This window comes from Pseudomonas sp. DrBHI1, assembly GCF_002205115.1.
Lineage (GTDB): Bacteria > Pseudomonadota > Gammaproteobacteria > Pseudomonadales > Pseudomonadaceae > Aquipseudomonas > Aquipseudomonas mosselii.
In genome coordinates, this window is sequence record NZ_NIBE01000059.1 from 143,079 (window position 1) to 161,802 (window position 18,724).

An 18,724-nucleotide genomic window follows, 5' to 3' on the forward strand; every position below is an offset into this window, starting at 1 on the left:
TTCGATGAAGCTGTTGTTGGAGTTGCACACCGCCCCTTCGCTGTAGGGGCCGAAGTAGGCGAGGTTGCCGTCGTGGTCCCAGATTGCCACGGCGGGACTTGCGGGCAGGTGCTCGCTGCCGGGCAGGCTGGCCAGGGGCTTCAGCGCTCCCAGGTTGGCCGGCAGTCGGCCGTGGCTGCCAGGTTTTTGCACGACATGGAAGCTGACCCCGAGCGGCGCGAAGCGCTCGAACAGCTCGCCCAGGTGCTGCTGGTTGCCGACGTTGCAGGGGCAGGCCGGGTCCCAGAAGTGCACCACGCGGATCGGGCCCGGACCTGCCAGTTCGGGGGGCAGGCGCAGCTGGCTGCCGTCGAAGAAGGTGGTCTGGTTGTCGAAGGTGCGCAGGTAGCGGGACTGGAAGCTGTCGTAGGCCCACCAGAGGGTGGTGGCGCAGAGCAGCAGTGCAAGTAATGTGATAAATCGCTTCGCCATGGGGGCCTTGGCACGAGGTCGCATTGTTCATCGGAGGAGGGGCCAAGCTTGCCATGGCGCGGCGCAGAGCTGAATATCGCAGATCAATACTTGCTTCACACTGGATGTACCGATGCCCGCCAGCTTCAATCCCGACCAGCTGCGTACCAGCCTGTCGCCCCTTGCTGATCGCCAGCCGTTGTCCGCCCAGGGCCAGGCCTACCAGCGCTTCTACGGCCTGGATCTGCCCGCGCGCAGTTGGCTGGGTGGCTTCCAGGTGGCGGGCTTCGATCTGGTCGGACAGCTCTGGCTGCCGGAGCAACCGGTGGCGACGGTGTTCCTGCTGCACGGCTATTACGACCACATGGGCCTGTACCGGCATGTGATCGCGTGGGCATTGGGCCAGGGCTACGCAGTGATCGGCTGCGACCTGCCCGGTCATGGCCTGTCCAGCGGCGAGCGGGCCAGCATCGATGACTTCGGCATCTACCAGCAGGTGCTCGATGCACTGTTCGAACAGGCCCGCCTGCTGGAACTGCCGCGACCCTGGCATCTATGCGGACAGAGCACCGGCGGGGCAATCGTGGTCGATCACCTGCTGCACCAGGGTGAACGCAGCCCGGCCGACGGCCAGGTGATCCTGCTGGCGCCCCTGGTGCGCCCACGTGCCTGGCACTGGTCGAAACTGAGCTATCGGGTGCTGCGCCACTTCGTCAGCGGCATCGAGCGGCGCTTCAGTGAGAACACCAACGACCCGGCCTTCCTGCCCTTCCTCGAGGCCGACCCGCTGCAGCCACGGCGCCTGCCGACTGCCTGGGTGGGGGCGTTGATGAAGTGGGTCCGGCGTATCGAAGCCGCGCCGCGCAGCACGCGCCAGCCCCTGATCGTGCAGGGCGAGGCGGACGGCACGGTGGACTGGCCCTACAACCTCAAGGTGCTCAAGGCCAAGTTCGCCGAACCGCAGATCCTCATGCTGCCCGAGGCGCGGCATCACCTGGCCAACGAGCTGCCCGGCATTCGCCAGCGCTACTTCGACTTCATCGGCCAGCGCCTGGGCTGATCACTTCAGCTCGGCGGCATTCTGGCCCACGGCCAGGGCGGCGCGTACCGCTGCCACCGCCGCCTTGTAGTAGGCCTGGCCGTCGGCGGATTCGGCGAAGGTGGCGAATTCCTCCAGCTCGGCGTCCGACAGGTCGCGATAGACGTACAGCAGGGTATTGTTGAGGTCTTCGCCGACCTGATTCATCAAGCGTTGGCGCTGGCCATCGAGCAGGTTCTGCGCCTGGCCGCCACCGAACAGGCCGGGCAGCATCGAGCTCAGGCTGTCGGCCGCCACGCCGGCGATCGCCAGGCTGACCTCGGCGCCGGCTTCGCGGGCCGGCAGGGCCTGGGCCAGGTGGCCGACGATCAGCAGGCGGTTGTCGCTGGCCTGGACCTTGGGCAGGCCCTTGGCATTCTTGGCCAGCTGGTCCTTGCGCGTGGCCAGCAGCTCGGCGGCCACCACCTTACGCCCCAGCGGTGACTGGAAGAACGCCAGGGCCGGCGAGGGATTCGCCAGGTTGGCGCGCAGCTGCGCCTGGGCCCGGCGGTCCATGGCCTGGGCCTGGAAGCGCTGGTTGCTGTTGTTGACCAGCGCCTGGTAGACGGCAGGCGGCAGGCTGTTGCGGTAGCGCTGCTGGGCAGCGCTCACGGCATCGTTGAAATGGACGCGCTGGTCGGGCCAGCCGGCGGCCTTGTACAACTGTTCGAGGCTGTCCGCCCAGACAGGCATGGTGCAGATCATCAGCAGAAGCAGGGAAAACAGACGGCGCATTCAGGACTCCTGTCGGCAGGCCGCTATTGTCCTAGGCGTGGCGGGGCTTTGTCGAGTCGCCAGCGGCGCTTCCTGACCAAGTGGCGCTGTGCGAGCGATTGGCGAATGGCTATGATGCGCCATGCACACGCCTTTCGAACATCCGCTGCTGTCGACGATCGTCGACGACCTGGCCACCCGTGGCTGGTCGCAGCAACCTCTCTTCCTGCCCGACGCGCTGTCGCGCGCGCTGGCGGCCGAATGCCGTCGCCGTCACGCCGAGGGCGAACTCAACCCGGCCAGCGTCGGTCGCGGCGCCGCGCAGGAGATCCGCGAGGCGATCCGTGGCGACCAGATCCAGTGGCTCGACCCCGGCGAGTCGGAGGTCTGCGACCGCTACCTGGGCGCGATGGACAGCCTGCGCCAGGCCATCAACCAGGGTTTGTTCCTGGGGCTTGAGGACTTCGAGTGCCATTTTGCGCTGTATCCCCCGGGGGCTTTCTACAAGCGCCATCTCGACCGCTTCCGTGACGACGACCGGCGCATGGTATCGGCCGTGTTCTACCTCAATGAAGGTTGGCAACCGGAGGATGGCGGGCAGTTGCGGATGTTCCTGCAGGACGGTGTCGAGCACGACGTGCAGCCGGTGGCGGGCAGCCTGGTGGTGTTCCTGTCGGGTGAAGTGCCGCACGAAGTGCTCCCGGCCGGGCGTGAACGCCTGTCGTTGACCGGCTGGTTCCGGCGCCGTGGCAATGACCCGTTCTGAGCGGCCGAAAGTACTGGTCAGTGCCTGCCTGCTGGGCCAGCCAGTGCGCTATGACGGGCGTGCCAGTGGTCATCCCGACGTCGTGCAGCGCTGGCAGGCCGAAGGCCGGGTGGTGCCGCTGTGCCCGGAGGTGGCCGGTGGCCTGCCGACGCCGCGACCGCCTGCGGAAATTCCGGGCGGGCAGGGCGTTCAGGTCCTGGATGGGCAGGCGCGGGTAGTGACGGTGTCCGGCGACGATGTCAGCGAGGCGTTTCTGGCCGGGGCCAGACGGGCGCTGGAGTTGGTGCGTCGGCATGGCATCCGTGTGGCGGTGCTTAAGTCCGGCAGTCCGTCGTGTGGCAACCTGCAGACCTATGACGGCAGCTTCAGCGGAGTGAAGGTGGCTGGGGAAGGGGTGACCGCGGCCTTGCTGCGTCGCGAAGGGGTGCTCGTGTTCAGCGAGCTGGAGCTGGAAGACGCGCAGCGAGCGTTGGCCAAGGTCTGATCGCCGGGCAAGCCCGCTCCCACGCAATGGTGACCATGACGGCAGCGTGGGAGCGGGCTTGCCCCGCGATGCGGTGTTACTGTCCGGTGGTCGCCTGCTTGGTGCCCTTGAACCATTTGCTTTCCAGGTCGGCCAGACGGCCATCATCCTCGATCCGCTGCAGGGCATTGTTCACAGCCGTCTCGAAAGCTGGATTGCCCTTCTGGTACGGGATCACCAATTTCTGGCCGGCCAGGGCCCGAATGGCGTCGAGCTTGTCGCTCAGTTCGGCATCTTGCTGGTTGAAGGTCATGTCGAATTTGCCGCTCTCCACCCCAGGCAGCACCTCATCGGCGGGCGTCTCGACGAACTCGGCCCGCACATCCAGCTCCTTGGCCAGGGCCTGCCCCAACTCGATCTCGAAGCCGGTCAGGTGTTCGTTCTCCTTGAACGCATAGGGCGGCGTGTCGCCAAGCACGGCGATGCGCAGTTCGCCACGGTCGTTGATTTCGTCGATCAGTTCGGCCTGGGCCAATGGGCTGAACAGTGCCGCCAGCAGAATGCCAATGGTCAAACGCATGAGTGCCCCTTTCTTGTTCGGCAGATGAAGTGCATTCGCCGTGGCTTTCTCGTCTGCCCCGGTCGAACGCAGCCTAAGACCTCCAGGTCGCGGCAAGGTTTTCTTCGGCCCTGAAATATTTCTGTCCCTGTTTTTGAACCTCTCCCGGTCGCGTTGGACTATGGTGAAGTACCGCCACACTGCCTTTAAGTGATAGCGGTCAATTGAAGTGAATCACAGGAGAAGTGAATGAAAAGCCTATTTTCGCGTGCTGCCGTCGCCGGTCTGCTGATGGGGGCGTCGGTGTTCGCCAGTGCCGCGGATGCCCTGAAGAGCGAGCAGCCACCGGAAGGCGCCAAGGTCTTCATCGTTTCCCCCGCTGATGGGGCCACGGTCGACAAGACCTTCACCGTCAAGTTCGGCATCGAAGGCATGGACCTCAAGCCCGCGGGCGACCAGACCCCGCACTCTGGCCATCACCACCTGCTGGTGGATGTGGACAAGGCGCCCCTGGCCGACCAGCCGCTGCCCACGAGCCTGATGCCCGAGAACAACGCGCCGCTGCCGGCAGGCCCGCAGGTGCTGCACTTCGGCAAGGCGCAGACCGAGGCAACCATCACCCTCACGCCGGGCAAGCACACCCTGCAGCTGGTGCTGGGCGACAAGTACCACGTGCCGTTCAAGCCAAGCGTCGAGTCGCAGAAGATCACCGTCAACGTGAAGTGACCCGCCGCGCCATCGCCGGCCGGCCAGCTTGCCGGCGATGAGCGCATTGCAGACGGGCAAGCGTTTCAGAATTGCGAGCCAACCACTTCCTGCGCCACGCCCAGAAAAGCCGCCGGCAATCGCGCCTGACGCCGCTCCTTCAGGCAGTACAGGTACTCGTGCATCACCGGCGCCTCCTCCAGCGCCAGCACCCGTAGCTCCGGGTTATGCGGCACCTCGTGGCGGGCAATGATGCTGATGCCGATGTTGCGCAGCACCGCCTCGCGAATCGACTCGCGGCTGCCGATCTCCAGCAAGGCCCCGGCCTTCACATTGGCTTCTTGCATCATCTGCTCGGTCAGTTTGCGGGTGGTCGAGCCTTGCTCGCGCATCAGCAGGCAATGCCCGGCCACCACGTCGATGGACACCGCCTGACGCTGGGCCAGCGGATGATTGCGGTGTACCGCCAGCACCAGCGGATCGGTGCCCAGCACCCGGCGCACCAGGCGCGCATCTTCCAGCAGTTGCGAGGACGCGGCGATATCCACCCGGTAATCCTCGAGCATCTCCAGCACCAGCTGCGAGTTGCCGATTTCCACCGCCACTTCCACTTGGGGCAGGCGCTCGCGGAAGATCTTCACCAGGTCGAGAATGTAGTAGGGCGCCGTGGCGGCGATGCGCAGGCTGCCCTGGGCCTGGCCACTGTTGCGCAGCTCGAACTCGATGTCGGCCTCCTGCTGCAGCAGTGCCTTGACCATCGGCAGCAGGCGCACGCCTTCCTCGCTCAGCACCAGGCGCCGGCCTCCGCGATAGAACAGCTCGACGTTGTACTGGCCCTCGAGATTGCGTATCTGCGTGGTCACCGTCGGCTGGCTGAGCCCGAGCTTCTTCGCCGCCAGGGTGATACTGCCCAGGCGCGCCACCATGTAGAAGGCTTTGAGCTCGGCGCTCAGCATTGTGGATAACCTCTGTTCTGCGCTGCGGACGCCTATTTGCGCAGCAGGCGCAAGCCGTTGAACACCACCAGCAGGCTCACGCCCATGTCGGCGAACACCGCCATCCACATGGTGGCCATGCCGGCAAAGGTGATTGCCAGGAAGATCGCCTTGATTGCCAGGGCCAGCACGATGTTCTGGGTGAGGATCGCCGCGCTTTGGCGCGACAGCCTGACGAACGCCGGGATTTTGCGCAAGTCGTCGTCCATCAGCGCCACGTCGGCGGTCTCGATGGCCGTGTCGGTGCCGGCGGCGGCCATGGCGAAGCCGATTTCGGCACGGGCCAGGGCCGGTGCGTCGTTGATGCCGTCACCGACCATGCCGACCCGATGGCCCTCGCCGTACAGGCGCTCGATGCTGGCCAGCTTGTCCGCCGGCAGCAGGTTGCCCTCGGCGCGATCAATCCCCACCTGGGCGGCGATGGCCTGGGCAGTGTGGGGATTGTCGCCGGTCAACATGACAGTCTTGATGCCCAGCTCGTGCAGTTCGGCGATGGCTTGGCGGCTGCTGTCCTTGACCGTGTCGGCCACGGCGAACAGCGCCAGCGGGCCGGAGCGGTCGAGCAGCAGCACCACGGTCTTGCCCTGGCGCTCCAGCACATCGAGCTGCGCTTCAAGCTCCGGGGAGCACAGGCCGAGCTCTTCGACCAGGCGATGGTTGCCCAGGTGGTAGGTCTGGCCCCCGATATCACCGCGCACACCGCGACCGGCCAGGGCGGCGAAATCGGTGACTTCGCTCAAGGCCAGGTCCTGTTCCTCGGCGAACAGGGCGATGGCACCGGACACCGGGTGGTCGGAGCGGGCGGCCAGACTGGCGGCCAGGGCTTGGGCCCGGCCTTCGAACAGCGGGTCGAGGACCTTGCTGTCGGTCTGCACCGGCTTGCCGTGGGTGATGGTGCCGGTCTTGTCCAGGGCGAGGAAGTCCAGTTTGCGACCGCCTTCGAGGTACACGCCGCCTTTGATCAGGATGCCCTTGCGCGCCGCCGCGGCCAGGCCGCTGACGATGGTCACCGGGGTCGAGATCACCAGCGCGCACGGGCAGGCCACCACCAGCAGCACCAGGGCGCGGTAGATCCAGTCGAACCAGGCGCCGGCCATGAACAGCGGTGGGATCACCGCCACGGCCAGGGCCACGGCGAACACCACCGGGGTGTAGATGCGCGAGAACTGGTCGACGAAGCGCTGGGTCGGCGCGCGGGCGCCCTGGGCCTCCTCGACGGCCTTGATGATCCGCGCCAGGGTCGACTGGCCGGCGGCGGCGGTGACGCGGTACTCCAGGGCACCGGCCTGGTTGATGGTGCCGGCGAACAGCTTGTCGCCCACGGCTTTCTCGACCGGCAGGCTCTCGCCGGTGATCGGCGCCTGGTCGACGCTGGACTGGCCACTGACCACCTCGCCATCCAGGCCGATACGTTCGCCCGGCCGTACCCGCACCAGGGCGCCGATCGGCACCTCGCGCACGTCGAGCTCGCGCCACTGGCCGTCAGCCTGCTGCACGGTGGCCAGGTCTGGCGCCAGTTGCATCAGGCCGCCAATGGCATTGCGCGCGCGATCCAGCGAGCGTGCCTCGATCAGCTCGGCGATGGTGAACAGCACCATGACCATGGCCGCCTCGGGCCATTGGCCGATCAGCACGGCGCCGGTCACGGCGATGCTCATCAGGGCATTGATGTTGAGGTTACGGTTCTTCAGGGCGATCCAGCCCTTCTTGTAGGTGCCCAGGCCACAGCCGAGGATCGCCGCCAGGGCCAGCACGGCGACCACCCAATCCGGCGCCTTGCCGGAGAAGTGCACGACTTCGGCGGCAATCGCGGCAACACCCGACAAGGCCAGCGGCCACCAGCGGGTCTTGCTCGCCTGGGGCGCATTGGCGCTGCCGTCGTCCTCGGCGGCCAGCGGTTCGGCCTTCATGCCCAGGCTGTCGATGGCCCGCTCGATCTCGGCGGTGCCGGTCAGTGTATGGCGCACGCCAAGCACACGGTTGATCAGGTTGAACTCCAGCTGCTCGATGCCGGCCAGCCTGCCCAGCTTGTCCTGGATCAGGGTCTGTTCGGTGGGGCAGTCCATGGCCTCGATGCGAAAACGACTGAGCTGCGCCTGGGCGCTGGCCTTTTCGGTCAGCTGCACCAAGGCCGGTGCAGCCTTGCTGGCACAGCAGCTGTGGGCGTGGGGCTCATGGTCATGCGCATGGTCATGCTTGTGGTCGGGGCTGACAGGCTGGTTCATGGAATCATCCTTAACTGAGCACTGGCCTCTGCGCAAATCCGCAGAGTGGGTTGTTGCCAAGTGAACACCCTGTAGCCACTATAGGGTCAAGCCCTCTGCTGGAGATTTGCCATGAAGATCGGAGAATTGGCCAAGGCCACCGACTGCGCCGTGGAGACCATCCGCTACTACGAGCGTGAGCAGCTGCTGCCCGAGCCCGCCCGCAGCGACGGCAACTATCGGCTCTACACCCAGGCCCATGTCGAGCGGCTGACTTTCATCCGCAACTGCCGCACCCTGGACATGACCCTCGATGAGATCCGCAGCCTGTTGAACCTGCGCGACAGCCCCGACGGCTCATGCGGCAGCGTCAACGCGCTGATCGACGAACATATCGAGCATGTGCAGGCGAGGATCGACGGGCTGGTGGCGCTGCAGGCGCAGCTGGTGGAGTTGAGGCAGCGGTGCAATGCGCAGGGGGCGGAGTGCGCGATTCTCCAGCAACTGGAGACCAATGGGGCGGTGACGGTGCCGGAAACCGAGCATTCCCATGTAGGCAGAAGCCACGGGCATTGAAAGTACTGGGGGCGCTGCGCCCCCCTTTCGCGACACAAGGCCGCTCCCACAGGTACAGCGCAGTTTCAGGTTCTGCACCGTACCTGTGGGAGCGGCCTTGTGTCGCGATGGGCTGCAAGGCAGCCCCGGCAATCTGAAAAGCTACACCGCCATCGGCGCGGTCATCGGCGCATGGTGCTCGTAGCCTTCCAGCCAGAAGTCGCTTGGCTCGATCTTCTCCAGCCACTCCGGCTCGTACTTGCCGGTCTCGGCGAATGCCGGCACGCGGTCGCTGATCACCAGCTTCGGTGCCGCCAACGGCTCACGCTTCATCTGCTCATTGAGCATGTCCAGGTGGTTCTCGTACACATGGGCATCGCCGATGAAGTAGGTGAACCAGCGCGGGGTGTAGCCGGTCAGGCGGCCGAACAGCGACAGCAGCGCCGCGCCCTCGGTGAGGTTGAACGGCGTGCCCAGGCCCAGGTCGTTGGAGCGGATGTAGAGGGTCAGGGAGATTTCCTTCGTCTCGACATTCGGGTGGAACTGGTACAGGAGGTGGCACGGCGGCAGGGCCATTTCATCCAGCTGGGCGCAGTTCCAGCCGTGGAACAGGATACGTCGGCTGCCCGGGTCGTTGGCGATGGTGTCCAGGCACTGGCGTACCTGGTCGATGGCCTTGTACAGGATGACGAACGCCTGGCCGTCTTCCTCGTCCTGGGCGATACGGCGGAAACCGGCCTTTTCAGCCATCTCGATGGCTGCCGGGTTGCTCAGCGGGACGCGCTTGTAGCCCGGCCACTGGCGCCATTGCACGCCGTAGATTTCGCCGAGGTCGTCATGGCCCTGGCGGAACGGGTTGGCCAGCCACTGGGCGTTCTCGTTGGCGTTCTGGTCCCAGACCTTGCAGCCCAGCTCGCGGAACTCGCCGGCGTTCTTCACGCCGCGCAAAAAGCCCACCATCTCGCCGATCGCCGACTTGAACGCCAGCTTGCGCGTGGTGATGGCCGGGAAGCCTTTCTGCAGGTCGAACTTGAGCATGGCGCCCGGCAGGCTGATGGTGCGGATGCCGGTGCGGTTTTCCTGCAGCGTGCCGTTTTCGATGACGTCACGGACCAGATCTAGATACTGTTTCATGGCTTACCTGTAGCAAGAACGGCAGGGGGATCGCCCCTGCCGTGAAAATCAGACGGTGGCCTTGGCCGACGGCTTACGGTTGTAGGCCCACCAGATCAGGAAGATGCCGCCGACGATCATCGGCACGCAGAGCAACTGACCCATGGTCAACCAGCCGAAGGCGATGTAGCCCAGCTGGGCGTCGGGTACCCGCACGAACTCCACGATGAAGCGGAAGATGCCGTAGAACAGTGCGAACATGCCGGAAACGGCCATGGTCGGGCGCGGCTTGCGCGAGTACAGCCAAAGGATGACGAATAATGCCACACCTTCGAGGGCGAACTGGTACAGCTGCGACGGGTGACGCGGCAGCTGGGCCGGGTCGCTGAATGGTGGGAACACCATCGCCCACGGCACGTCGGTGGCCTTGCCCCACAGCTCGGCGTTGATGAAGTTGCCGATACGCCCGGCGCCCAGGCCGATCGGCACCAGCGGCGCGACGAAGTCCATCAGCTCGAAGAACGACTTGTTGTTGCGCTTGCCGAACCACAGCGCGGCCAGCATCACGCCGATGAAACCGCCGTGGAACGACATGCCGCCTTTCCACACCTCGAAGATCAAGGTCGGGTTGGCCAGGTACTGGTGCAGGTCGTAGAACAGCACGTAGCCCAGGCGCCCGCCGACGATCACCCCCATCGACAGCCAGAACACCAGGTCGGAGAGTTTCTCGCGGCTCCAGGTCGGGTCGAAGCGGTTCAACCGGCGCGAGGCCAGCAGCCAGGCGCCGCCGATGCCGATCAGGTACATCAGGCCGTACCAGTGGATTTTCAGTGGACCGAGGGCCACGGCCACCGGGTCGATCTGCGGGTAAGGCAGCATTGTCTTTCCTCTAGGTTCAGATAAGGAAGCTCAGTCCGACGCAGAACAGCAGCGCGGCGAACAGACGCTTGAGCACGCGCGGCGACAGCTTGTGCGCCAGACGCGCGCCGTAGCGGGCGAAGAACATGCTGGTGGCAGCGATGCCGACCAGCGCCGGAAGGTAGACGTAGCCCAGGCTGTGGGCCGGCAGGTGTTCCTCGTGCCAGCCCAGCCACATGAAGCCCAGGGCACTGGCCAGGGCGATCGGCAGGCCACAGGCCGACGAAGTCGCCACCGCCTGCTGCATGGGCAGGCTGCGCCAGGTGAGGAACGGCACGGTCAGCGAACCGCCACCGATGCCGAAGATGGCCGAGGCCCAGCCGATCACCCCGCCGGCGGCGGTCAACCCGGGCTTGCCGGGGATGCCGCGGCTGGCCTTGGGCTTGAGGTCCAGGGCCATCTGCGCGGCGATCACCAGGGCGAACACGCCGATGATCTTCTGCAGCATCGGGCCCTGGATGAGCGAGGCGGTCTTGGCCCCGACCAGCGCGCCGAGCAGGATGCCCACGGTCATCCAGGCGAAGATCGGCCACTGCACCGCCCCCTTGCGCTGGTGCTCGCGCACGGCATTGATCGAGGTGAAGACGATGGTCGCCAGCGATGTGCCGACCGCCAGGTGGGTCAGCACCGAAGGGTCGAAGCCCTGCAGGGTGAAGCTGAACACCAGCACCGGCACGATGATGATGCCGCCACCAACGCCGAACAGCCCGGCCAGCACGCCGGCGCAGGCGCCCAACAGCAGATAGAGAGCGAATTCCATTCGTGGCCCCAGTGGAAAACAATCCGGCATGGTAACGGAAGCCAAGCCCGGCGCTCTAGTGAACTCTGTGTCAGATGATGGATAGCGGTCGGCGGCGCGGGTAGAGTGGCCAAAAACACAGGGGACAACCTATGTGCCTGATCGTATTCGCCTGGCGGCCGGGGACGACCCGGCCGCTGATCGTCGCGGCCAACCGCGACGAGTTCTATGCCCGGCCGGCACAGGCCCTGGCGGCCTGGGAGGATGCGCCGGGGGTGCATGCCGGGCGCGACCTGGAGGCCGGCGGCACCTGGCTTGGCGTGGGGCCGAACGGGCGCTTCGCCGCGCTGACCAACATCCGCGATCCGCGCCAGCCGCTGGGGCCGCGCTCACGGGGCGAGCTGGTGGCGGCGTACCTGCAGGGCGAGCTGGATGTCGAGGCCTACCTGGACCAGGTGGCCAGCCGCAGTGGGCAGTACTCGGGGTTCAACCTGCTGGTGGGCGATGGCGAGCGGCTGGGCTACCTGCATGCCCGTGAGGCCGCGCCGCGTCTGTTGGCGCCTGGGGTCTACGGGCTTTCGAACGCCGGGCTGGATACGCCGTGGCCCAAGCTGGTGAAGGCGCGTAGCGGGCTTGAGAGTTTGCTTGAGGCCGCCGATCCGCAACGGCTGTTGACCCTGCTGGGCGATGCGCAGCCCGCGTCGGATGGTGAGCTGCCGGAGACTGGCGTGGGGTTGACCACCGAAAGGTTGCTGTCGAGTGTGTTCATCGCCAGCCAGAACTATGGGACGCGGGCGAGCACGGTGCTGATCGTCGATGACCAGGGGCGGCGGCGGATGGTCGAGCGCAGCTACGGGCCGTTTGGCGGGCACCTGGGCGAGGTCAGCCTGGAGGTGTGAGTCCGACCTCATCGCGGGGCAAGCCCGCTCCCACGAGGCTCTTGCAGCAACTATGTGGGAGCGGGCTTGCCCCGCGATGAGGCCGGTACCGACGATCAGAGGGTCTTGTTAGGCCCGATCATCCGCGCCAGGCCAAGGTTCTTCAGCGCCAGTTGCAGCGAGCTGTGGATAACCTGCGGGTTGTCATGGCTCATGGCGTCGGCCAGCAGTTCCTTGGCTTTGCCCAGGTTGATCTGGCGCAGCATCCACTTCACCTTCGGCAGGTTGGTGGCGTTCATCGACAGGCTGTCGAAGCCCATGGCCATCAGCAAAATCGCCGCGGCCGGGTCACCGGCCATCTCGCCGCAGATGCTCACCGGCTTGCCTTCCTCGTGGGCGACGCTGACCACGGTCTGCAGGGCCTGCAGCACCGCCGGGTGCAGGTAGTCGTACAGGTCGGCGACCCGCGGATTGTTGCGGTCGACCGCCAGCAGGTACTGGGTCAGGTCGTTGGAACCGACCGAGAGGAAGTCGACCTGGCGCGCCAGTTCACGGGTCTGGTACACGGCGGCGGGAATCTCCACCATCACCCCCACCGGCGGCATCGGCACGTCGGTGCCTTCGTCGCGCACCTCGCCCCAGGCACGGTGGATCAGGTGCTGGGCTTCTTCCAGCTCGTGGATGCCGGAGATCATCGGCAGCAGGATGCGCAGGTTGTTCAGGCCCTCGCTGGCCTTGAGCATGGCGCGGGTCTGCACCAGGAAGATTTCCGGATGATCGAGGGTGACGCGGATGCCGCGCCAGCCGAGGAACGGGTTTTCTTCCTTGATCGGGAAGTACGACAGCGACTTGTCGCCACCGATGTCGAGGCTGCGCATGGTCACCGGCAGCGGGTGGAACGCCTGCAACTGCTCGCGGTAGATCGCCAGCTGTTCCTTCTCGCTGGGGAAGCGCTGGTTGATCATGAACGGCACTTCGGTGCGATACAGGCCGACGCCCTCGGCGCCGCGCTGCTGGGCGCGGGCCACATCGGCGAGCAGGCCGGTGTTGACCCACAGCGGCATGCGATGGCCGTCCGGGGTGATGCACGGCAGCTCGCGCAGGGCGTCGAGGCCACGGGCCAGCTGGCGCTCCTCCTCGACCACATCGCTGTACTGCTTGCGCAGCACCTCGCCGGGGTTGGTGAACACCTCGCCCTTGTAGCCGTCGATGATCATCTCGATGCCGTCGGCCTTCGAATAGGGCAGGTCGACCACGCCCATGACGGTCGGGATGCCCATGGCACGGGCAAGAATCGCCACATGGGAGTTGCCCGAGCCCAGTACCGAGACCAGGCCCACCAGCTTGCCTTCCGGCACCTCGCCGAGCATGGCCGGGGTCAGCTCTTCGCTGACCAGGATGGTGTTGTCCTGGTAGACCAGCGACTGCGAACGGGCTTCCTGCAGGTAGGCCAGCAGGCGCCGGCCCAGGTCCTTGACGTCCGAGGCGCGCTCGCGCAGGTAGTCATCGTCCATCAGCTCGAAGCGGTTGACGTGCTCGCCGACCACCTGGCGCAGGGCGCCCTGGGCCCACTGGCCGGTCTTGATGACCTCGACCACCTCGCCACCGAGGGCGGCGTCCTCGAGCATCATCAGGTACACGTCGAACAACGCGCGCTCTTCGGGCCGCAGCTGGGTGGCGAGCTTGGCCGACAGCTTGCGCATGTCCTCGCGCACGCCTTCAAGGGCGTTGTTGAACAGCTTGAGTTCGTTGTCGATGTCCTCGACGGTGCGGTCCGGCACCACCTCGAGGTCGGCAGGCGGCAGCATCACCACCGAGCGGCCGACGGCGGCGCCTGGAGAGCCCGGCACGCCGACGAAGCGGGCTTCCTGGATACCCTTGCCCTGGCGCCCCAGGCCGCGGATCGAACCGGTCGCCTCGGCATGGGCGATAACCCCGGCGAGCTGGGCGCTCATGGTGACCAGGAAGGCCTCTTCGCCTTCGTCGAACTGGCGGCGCTCCTTCTGCTGGATGACCAGTACCCCCACCACGCGGCGGTGGTGGATGATCGGCGCACCGAGGAAGGAGGCGAATTTCTCTTCGCCGGTCTCGGCGAAGTAGCGATAGCGGGGGTGGTCGGCGGCGTTCTCGAGGTTCAGTGGCTCCTCGCGGGTGCCGACCAGGCCGACCAGGCCTTCATTGGGGGCCATGCTGACCTTGCCGATGGAGCGCTTGTTCAGGCCCTCGGTCGCCATCAGCACGAAGCGGTTGCTGTCCGGGTCGAGCAGGTAGACTGAGCAGACCTGGCTGCCCATCGCCTCCTTGACGCGCAAGACAATGATACCCAACGCCGTCTTGAGATCTTTGGCGGAGTTCACTTCCTGGACGATCTTGCGCAGCGTATTGAGCATGGCTCGGGGTCGGACTCCGTCGTCAGTCGCGCGTCAGCAGGCGCGGGGCTAGCTCTTTCAGGGCGCGGCGGTATACCTCGCGCTTGAATGTCACCACCTGGCCCAGCGGATACCAGTAGCTGACCCAGCGCCAGCCATCGAATTCCGGTTTGCCGGTGAGGTCCATGCGCACCCGTTGCTCATTGCTCACCAGGCGCAGCAGGAACCACTTTTGTTTCTGGCCAATGCACAGGGGCTGGCTGTGGGTGCGCACCAGGCGCTGGGGTAAACGATAACGCAACCAGCCACGGGTGCAGGCAAGAATTTCCACATCCTGGCGCTCCAGGCCCACTTCTTCGTTCAGCTCGCGGTACAGGGCATCTTCCGGCGTCTCGTCAGGGTTGATACCACCCTGGGGAAACTGCCAGGCATCCTGGTTGATCCGCCGAGCCCATAGCACCTGCCCGGCATCATTCGTGAGAATGATCCCGACATTGGGGCGAAAACCATCCGGGTCGATCACGGCAGCAACCTCGCAAACGCATGTCAACGCATTGTTCCACAAAGCCCGAGCGCGCAGCAACGCGCCCGCCAAGCTTATGTGCAGCGAGGTGAAAACTCCGTATTCTGCGGGACTCTCCCGTGGCTGATGCGAGTGACCGCGATGCGCCTGGCTTTATTCGACCTGGACAATACCCTCCTCGGTGGCGACAGCGACCACGCCTGGGGTGACTACCTATGCGAGCGGGGCATTCTCGATCCGATCGCCTATAAGCAACGCAACGACGCTTTCTACCAGGACTACCTCAACGGCTCCCTGGATATGCAGGCCTACCTGGCCTTTTCCATGGAAATCCTCGCGGCCAGCGAGCCCGCGCAGTTGGAGCAGTGGCACCGCGAGTTCATGCGCGACTGCATCGAACCGATCATCCTGCCCAAGGCCCTGGCGTTGCTGCAGCAGCACCGCGAGGCGGGCGACCAACTGGTGATCATTACCGCCACCAACCGCTTTGTCACCGCGCCGATCGCCCACCGCCTGGGCGTGCGCGTACTGCTGGCGACCGAATGCGAAACGCAGGACGGGCGCTATACCGGGCGCAGTACCGATATACCCTGTTTCCGTGAAGGCAAGGTGACGCGGCTTGCGCGCTGGATGCTGGAGAACGGGTTCGACCTGGAAGACAGCTACTTCTACAGCGACTCGCTGAACGACGTGCCGTTGCTGGAGGTGGTGGCGAACCCGGTGGCGGTGGATCCGGATCCGAAGCTGCGGGCCGAGGCCGAGCGGCGGGGGTGGCCGGTGATTTCTCTTCGGCGTTGAGATCGGCGGGGCTGCAAAGCAGCCCACGGAGCCTAGATCGGCTTGGCGCCCATCAGGCCAGCAATGGACAGGAAGCAGACGCCACTGAACAGCGCCAATGCCAAGGTGAACTTCAAACCCACGGTTTCAGCCTTGCGCAGCCGGTTGAGCCGCACTACCAGCCACCACACGGCAAACGCGCCCAGCGTATAGATGATGCTGGACGCCAGCACCCAGGTCTGCCCCAGTGGCCAGCCGACCAGGTGCACCAGCCACCAGCCGGTGAACGGCATGCTCACCAGGCACAATCCCATCAGCAGCCAGATGAACACCAGTGGTCGGCGCAACAGCTTGCCGTAGGCCTCGGCATCGCCCTGGCGGCGGGCGCGGACAGTCCAGATCGCCAGGCCCAGGCCACCCAGCAGCAACAGGGCGGTGGCGAGGATGTGCAGGGTCTTGAGGGTGGTCAGGTGTTCCATTTCGTGATCGTCCTTCTGGCTGGTGGCTTCATCGCGGGGCTAGCCCGCTCCCACGAGGTCCGTTTGGCGTGTTCAGCCCAAGAATAGCTGGTAGGCCGGATTCTCGGTCTCGTCCCAGTACGGATAGCCGATCTTGGCCAGCGCCGCTGGCACCAGGTGGCGCTCCTCCTCCGGCACCTGCAGGCCCGCGACCACCCGGCCATCGGCGGCGCCGTGGTTGCGGTAGTGGAACATCGAGATATTCCAGCGCCCACCCAGCTTGTTGAGGAAGTTGAACAGCGCGCCCGGCCGCTCGGGGAACTCGAAGCGCAGCACCATCTCGTCGCTGGCCCCGGCCGAGTGGCCACCGACCATGTGGCGGATGTGCAGCTTGGCCAGCTCGTTGTCGGTCAGGTCGGTAACCGGGAAGCCTTGTTCGGTCAACTGCTGGACCAACGCCGCGCGCGGGTCGGTTTCGGGGTGGGTCTGCACACCGACGAAGATATGCGCCTCGTCCGAGGTGTGCTTGCGGTAGTTGAACTCGGTGATCTGGCGCTTGCCGATGGCTTCGCAGAAGGCCTTGAAGCTCCCCGGGCGCTCGGGAATGGTCACGGCGATGATCGCCTCGCGCTTCTCGCCAAGTTCGGCGCGCTCGGCCACATGGCGCAGGCGGTCGAAATTGACGTTGGCACCCGAGTCGATGGCCACCAGGGTCTGCCCGGCAACGCCCTTGAGCTCGACGTATTTCTTGATACCGGCCACGCCCAGTGCGCCTGCAGGTTCTGTGATCGAGCGGGTATCGTCGTAGATATCCTTGATCGCCGCGCAGATCTCGTCGGTGCTGACGGTGATCACCTCGTCTACATGATGACGGCAGATGTCGAAGGTGTGCTGGCCGATCTGCGCCACCGCCACGCCGTCGGCGAACAGGCCGACCTGCGGCAGCACCACGCGCTCGCCTGCGGCCATGGCCGCCTGCAGGCAGTTTGAGTCGTCCGGCTCGACGCCGATCACCTTGATCTCGGGGCGCAAGTACTTCACGTACGCCGCGATGCCGGCGATAAGCCCGCCGCCGCCGACCGGCACGAAGATCGCGTCCAGCTGGCCCGGGTGCTGGCGCAGGATTTCCATGGCCACGGTGCCTTGCCCGGCGATGGTGTGCGGATCGTCGTAGGGGTGGATGTAGACGAAGCCCTTCTCCTCCACCAGCTTCAGCGAGTAGGCCAGTGCCTCGGGGAAGGTGTCGCCGTGCAGCACCACCTTGCCGCCCCGCGAGCGCACGCCTTCGATCTTGATCTCCGGGGTGGTCTTGGGCATGACGATGGTCGCCTTGATCCCCAGCTCCCGCGCCGCCAGGGCCAGGCCTTGGGCGTGGTTGCCGGCGGAAGCGGTGACCACGCCGCGGGCCAGTTCCTCGGCGCTCAGTTGCGCGAGTTTGTTGTAGGCCCCGCGGATCTTGAACGAGAACACCGGCTGCAGGTCCTCGCGCTTGAGCAGCACGGTGTTGCCCAGGCGCTTGCTCAACTGCCCGGCGCTGTGCAGCGGGGTTTCGACGGCAACGTCGTAGACGCGCGAGGTGAGGATCTTCTTGACGTACTGTTCGAGCATCGGAAAGCATCACTGGGCCGCGGGACAAGGGCTGGGAGTCTACCGCAGCGTCACGTCGGGCGACCACAGCAAAGCCGCCGGAGCCGTTATACTAGGCAACTTTGAAATCCGCCCAGCCCCTCCCGGAGCCCGCATGACCCAGGACCAACTCAAACAGGCCGTCGCCCAGGCCGCCGTCGATCTCATCCTGCCGAAACTGGATGAGAAAAGCGTCGTCGGCGTCGGTACCGGTTCGACCGCCAACTTCTTCATCGACGCCCTGGCCCAGCACAAGACCGCCTTCGATGGCGCCGTCGCCAGCTCCGAAGCCACCGCTCAGCGCCTGAAGGGCCATGGCATCCCGGTCTACGAGCTGAACAGCGTCAGCGAGCTGGAGTTCTACGTCGACGGCGCCGACGAGAGCGACGCCCACCTCAACCTGATCAAGGGCGGCGGTGCGGCCCTGACCCGGGAGAAGATCGTCGCGGCGGTGGCCAAGACCTTCATTTGCATCGCCGACGCCAGCAAGCTCGTACCGGTGCTCGGCGCCTTCCCGCTGCCGGTCGAGGTGATTCCGATGGCCCGCAGCCATGTGGCGCGCCAGCTGGTCAAGCTGGGCGGTGACCCGGTCTACCGTGAAGGCGTGGTGACCGACAACGGCAACGTCATTCTGGATGTGCACAACCTGCAGATCACCAACCCGGTGGAGCTGGAAAGCCAGATCAACGCCATTGTCGGCGTGGTCACCAATGGCCTGTTCGCGGCGCGTCCTGCGGATGTGCTGTTGCTGGGGACCGCAGAAGGCGTGAAGACCCTCAAGGCCGAGTAAGCCTCATCGCGGGGCAAGCCCGCTCCCACGGTGGGAGCCGGCTT

The 18,724-nt window shown here is 65.7% G+C and carries 20 protein-coding genes; 8 read left to right on the plus strand and 12 right to left on the minus strand.

The window, feature by feature from the left end; genetic code table 11:
* A partial coding sequence (locus tag CC207_RS12700; RefSeq protein WP_088852251.1) for a DUF6436 domain-containing protein occupies nucleotides 1-495 on the minus strand: 495 nt, incomplete at its 3' end.
* 88 nt (nucleotides 496-583) lie between these two features.
* Here CC207_RS12700 and CC207_RS12705 point away from each other — a divergent pair.
* Entirely contained in the window at nucleotides 584-1,510 is a 927-nt protein-coding gene (locus tag CC207_RS12705; protein ID WP_088852204.1) for an alpha/beta hydrolase, read from the plus strand.
* Here the strand turns inward: CC207_RS12705 and CC207_RS12710 are convergent, their stop codons facing one another.
* On the minus strand, nucleotides 1,511-2,263 hold the full coding sequence (locus tag CC207_RS12710; protein ID WP_028688511.1) for a DUF2059 domain-containing protein: 753 nt from the start codon (nucleotides 2,261-2,263) through the stop codon (nucleotides 1,511-1,513).
* Between the two features lie 121 nt (nucleotides 2,264-2,384).
* Between CC207_RS12710 and CC207_RS12715 the strand changes: the two genes are divergently transcribed.
* Nucleotides 2,385-3,008, plus strand: a complete 624-nt coding sequence (locus CC207_RS12715; RefSeq protein ID WP_028688510.1) for a 2OG-Fe(II) oxygenase — start codon at nucleotides 2,385-2,387, stop codon at nucleotides 3,006-3,008.
* Nucleotides 2,995-3,492: a DUF523 domain-containing protein gene (locus CC207_RS12720; RefSeq protein WP_028688509.1), complete on the plus strand. Its 498-nt coding sequence runs from the start codon at nucleotides 2,995-2,997 to the stop codon at nucleotides 3,490-3,492. Before CC207_RS12715 ends, CC207_RS12720 begins: the two co-directional genes overlap by 14 nt.
* A 76-nt stretch (nucleotides 3,493-3,568) precedes the next feature.
* Here CC207_RS12720 and CC207_RS12725 read toward each other — a convergent pair whose 3' ends face one another.
* A complete protein-coding gene (locus tag CC207_RS12725; RefSeq protein ID WP_088852205.1) occupies nucleotides 3,569-4,051 on the minus strand; it encodes a transporter substrate-binding domain-containing protein in 483 nt (160 codons plus the stop codon).
* Between the two features lie 228 nt (nucleotides 4,052-4,279).
* On the opposite strand from CC207_RS12725, the gene CC207_RS12730 reads away from it, so the two are divergent.
* Nucleotides 4,280-4,756, plus strand: coding sequence for a DUF4399 domain-containing protein (locus CC207_RS12730; RefSeq protein WP_062359824.1), 477 nt, complete (start codon nucleotides 4,280-4,282; stop codon nucleotides 4,754-4,756).
* 65 nt (nucleotides 4,757-4,821) lie between these two features.
* Here the strand turns inward: CC207_RS12730 and CC207_RS12735 are convergent, their stop codons facing one another.
* Both CC207_RS12735 and CC207_RS12740 read right to left on the minus strand, forming a co-directional pair.
* Nucleotides 4,822-5,691 (minus strand): LysR family transcriptional regulator, encoded by an 870-nt coding sequence (locus CC207_RS12735; RefSeq protein WP_028688506.1) that lies wholly within the window; start codon nucleotides 5,689-5,691, stop codon nucleotides 4,822-4,824.
* 32 nt (nucleotides 5,692-5,723) lie between these two features.
* Nucleotides 5,724-7,955 carry a heavy metal translocating P-type ATPase gene (locus tag CC207_RS12740; RefSeq protein ID WP_069015886.1) on the minus strand — a complete coding sequence of 744 codons (2,232 nt, stop codon included), beginning with the start codon at nucleotides 7,953-7,955 and terminating at the stop codon, nucleotides 5,724-5,726.
* A 111-nt stretch (nucleotides 7,956-8,066) separates the two neighbouring features.
* Here CC207_RS12740 and cadR point away from each other — a divergent pair, with 111 nt between their 5' ends.
* Nucleotides 8,067-8,510, plus strand: coding sequence for a cadmium resistance transcriptional regulator CadR (cadR, locus tag CC207_RS12745; RefSeq protein WP_028688504.1), 444 nt, complete (start codon nucleotides 8,067-8,069; stop codon nucleotides 8,508-8,510).
* Nucleotides 8,511-8,651: 141 nt separating this feature from the next.
* Here the strand turns inward: cadR and CC207_RS12750 are convergent, their stop codons facing one another.
* Genes CC207_RS12750 through CC207_RS12760 form a run of 3 tightly spaced genes read right to left on the minus strand, consistent with a single transcriptional unit; the run spans nucleotide 8,652 to nucleotide 11,280 of the window.
* Nucleotides 8,652-9,623 (minus strand): thymidylate synthase, encoded by a 972-nt coding sequence (locus CC207_RS12750; protein WP_028688503.1) that lies wholly within the window; start codon nucleotides 9,621-9,623, stop codon nucleotides 8,652-8,654.
* 48 nt (nucleotides 9,624-9,671) lie between these two features.
* On the minus strand, nucleotides 9,672-10,481 hold the full coding sequence (gene lgt / locus CC207_RS12755) for a prolipoprotein diacylglyceryl transferase (protein WP_050707398.1): 810 nt from the start codon (nucleotides 10,479-10,481) through the stop codon (nucleotides 9,672-9,674).
* A 16-nt stretch (nucleotides 10,482-10,497) separates the two neighbouring features.
* Nucleotides 10,498-11,280, minus strand: a complete 783-nt coding sequence (locus CC207_RS12760; RefSeq protein WP_028688501.1) for a sulfite exporter TauE/SafE family protein — start codon at nucleotides 11,278-11,280, stop codon at nucleotides 10,498-10,500.
* A gap of 131 nt (nucleotides 11,281-11,411) precedes the next feature.
* Here CC207_RS12760 and CC207_RS12765 point away from each other — a divergent pair, with 131 nt between their 5' ends.
* Entirely contained in the window at nucleotides 11,412-12,158 is a 747-nt protein-coding gene (locus CC207_RS12765) for an NRDE family protein (RefSeq protein WP_088852206.1), read from the plus strand.
* Between the two features lie 95 nt (nucleotides 12,159-12,253).
* On the opposite strand, the gene ptsP is transcribed toward CC207_RS12765, so the two are convergent.
* Together ptsP and CC207_RS12775 are read right to left on the minus strand one after the other, a co-directional pair.
* Entirely contained in the window at nucleotides 12,254-14,527 is a 2,274-nt protein-coding gene (gene ptsP / locus CC207_RS12770) for a phosphoenolpyruvate--protein phosphotransferase (RefSeq protein WP_028688499.1), read from the minus strand.
* A gap of 22 nt (nucleotides 14,528-14,549) precedes the next feature.
* A complete protein-coding gene (locus CC207_RS12775; RefSeq protein ID WP_028688498.1) occupies nucleotides 14,550-15,029 on the minus strand; it encodes an RNA pyrophosphohydrolase in 480 nt (159 codons plus the stop codon).
* 141 nt (nucleotides 15,030-15,170) lie between these two features.
* Here CC207_RS12775 and CC207_RS12780 point away from each other — a divergent pair, with 141 nt between their 5' ends.
* Nucleotides 15,171-15,827, plus strand: coding sequence for an HAD family phosphatase (locus CC207_RS12780; protein WP_028688497.1), 657 nt, complete (start codon nucleotides 15,171-15,173; stop codon nucleotides 15,825-15,827).
* Nucleotides 15,828-15,859: 32 nt separating this feature from the next.
* Here CC207_RS12780 and CC207_RS12785 read toward each other — a convergent pair whose 3' ends face one another.
* Nucleotides 15,860-16,285 (minus strand): DUF2269 family protein, encoded by a 426-nt coding sequence (locus CC207_RS12785; RefSeq protein ID WP_028688496.1) that lies wholly within the window; start codon nucleotides 16,283-16,285, stop codon nucleotides 15,860-15,862.
* A gap of 72 nt (nucleotides 16,286-16,357) precedes the next feature.
* Nucleotides 16,358-17,872 (minus strand): threonine ammonia-lyase, biosynthetic, encoded by a 1,515-nt coding sequence (ilvA, locus tag CC207_RS12790; protein WP_028688495.1) that lies wholly within the window; start codon nucleotides 17,870-17,872, stop codon nucleotides 16,358-16,360.
* A 133-nt stretch (nucleotides 17,873-18,005) separates the two neighbouring features.
* Between ilvA and rpiA the strand changes: the two genes are divergently transcribed.
* Nucleotides 18,006-18,680, plus strand: a complete 675-nt coding sequence (gene rpiA / locus CC207_RS12795) for a ribose-5-phosphate isomerase RpiA (protein ID WP_011536226.1) — start codon at nucleotides 18,006-18,008, stop codon at nucleotides 18,678-18,680.
* The last annotated feature ends 44 nt before the right edge of the window (nucleotides 18,681-18,724 follow it).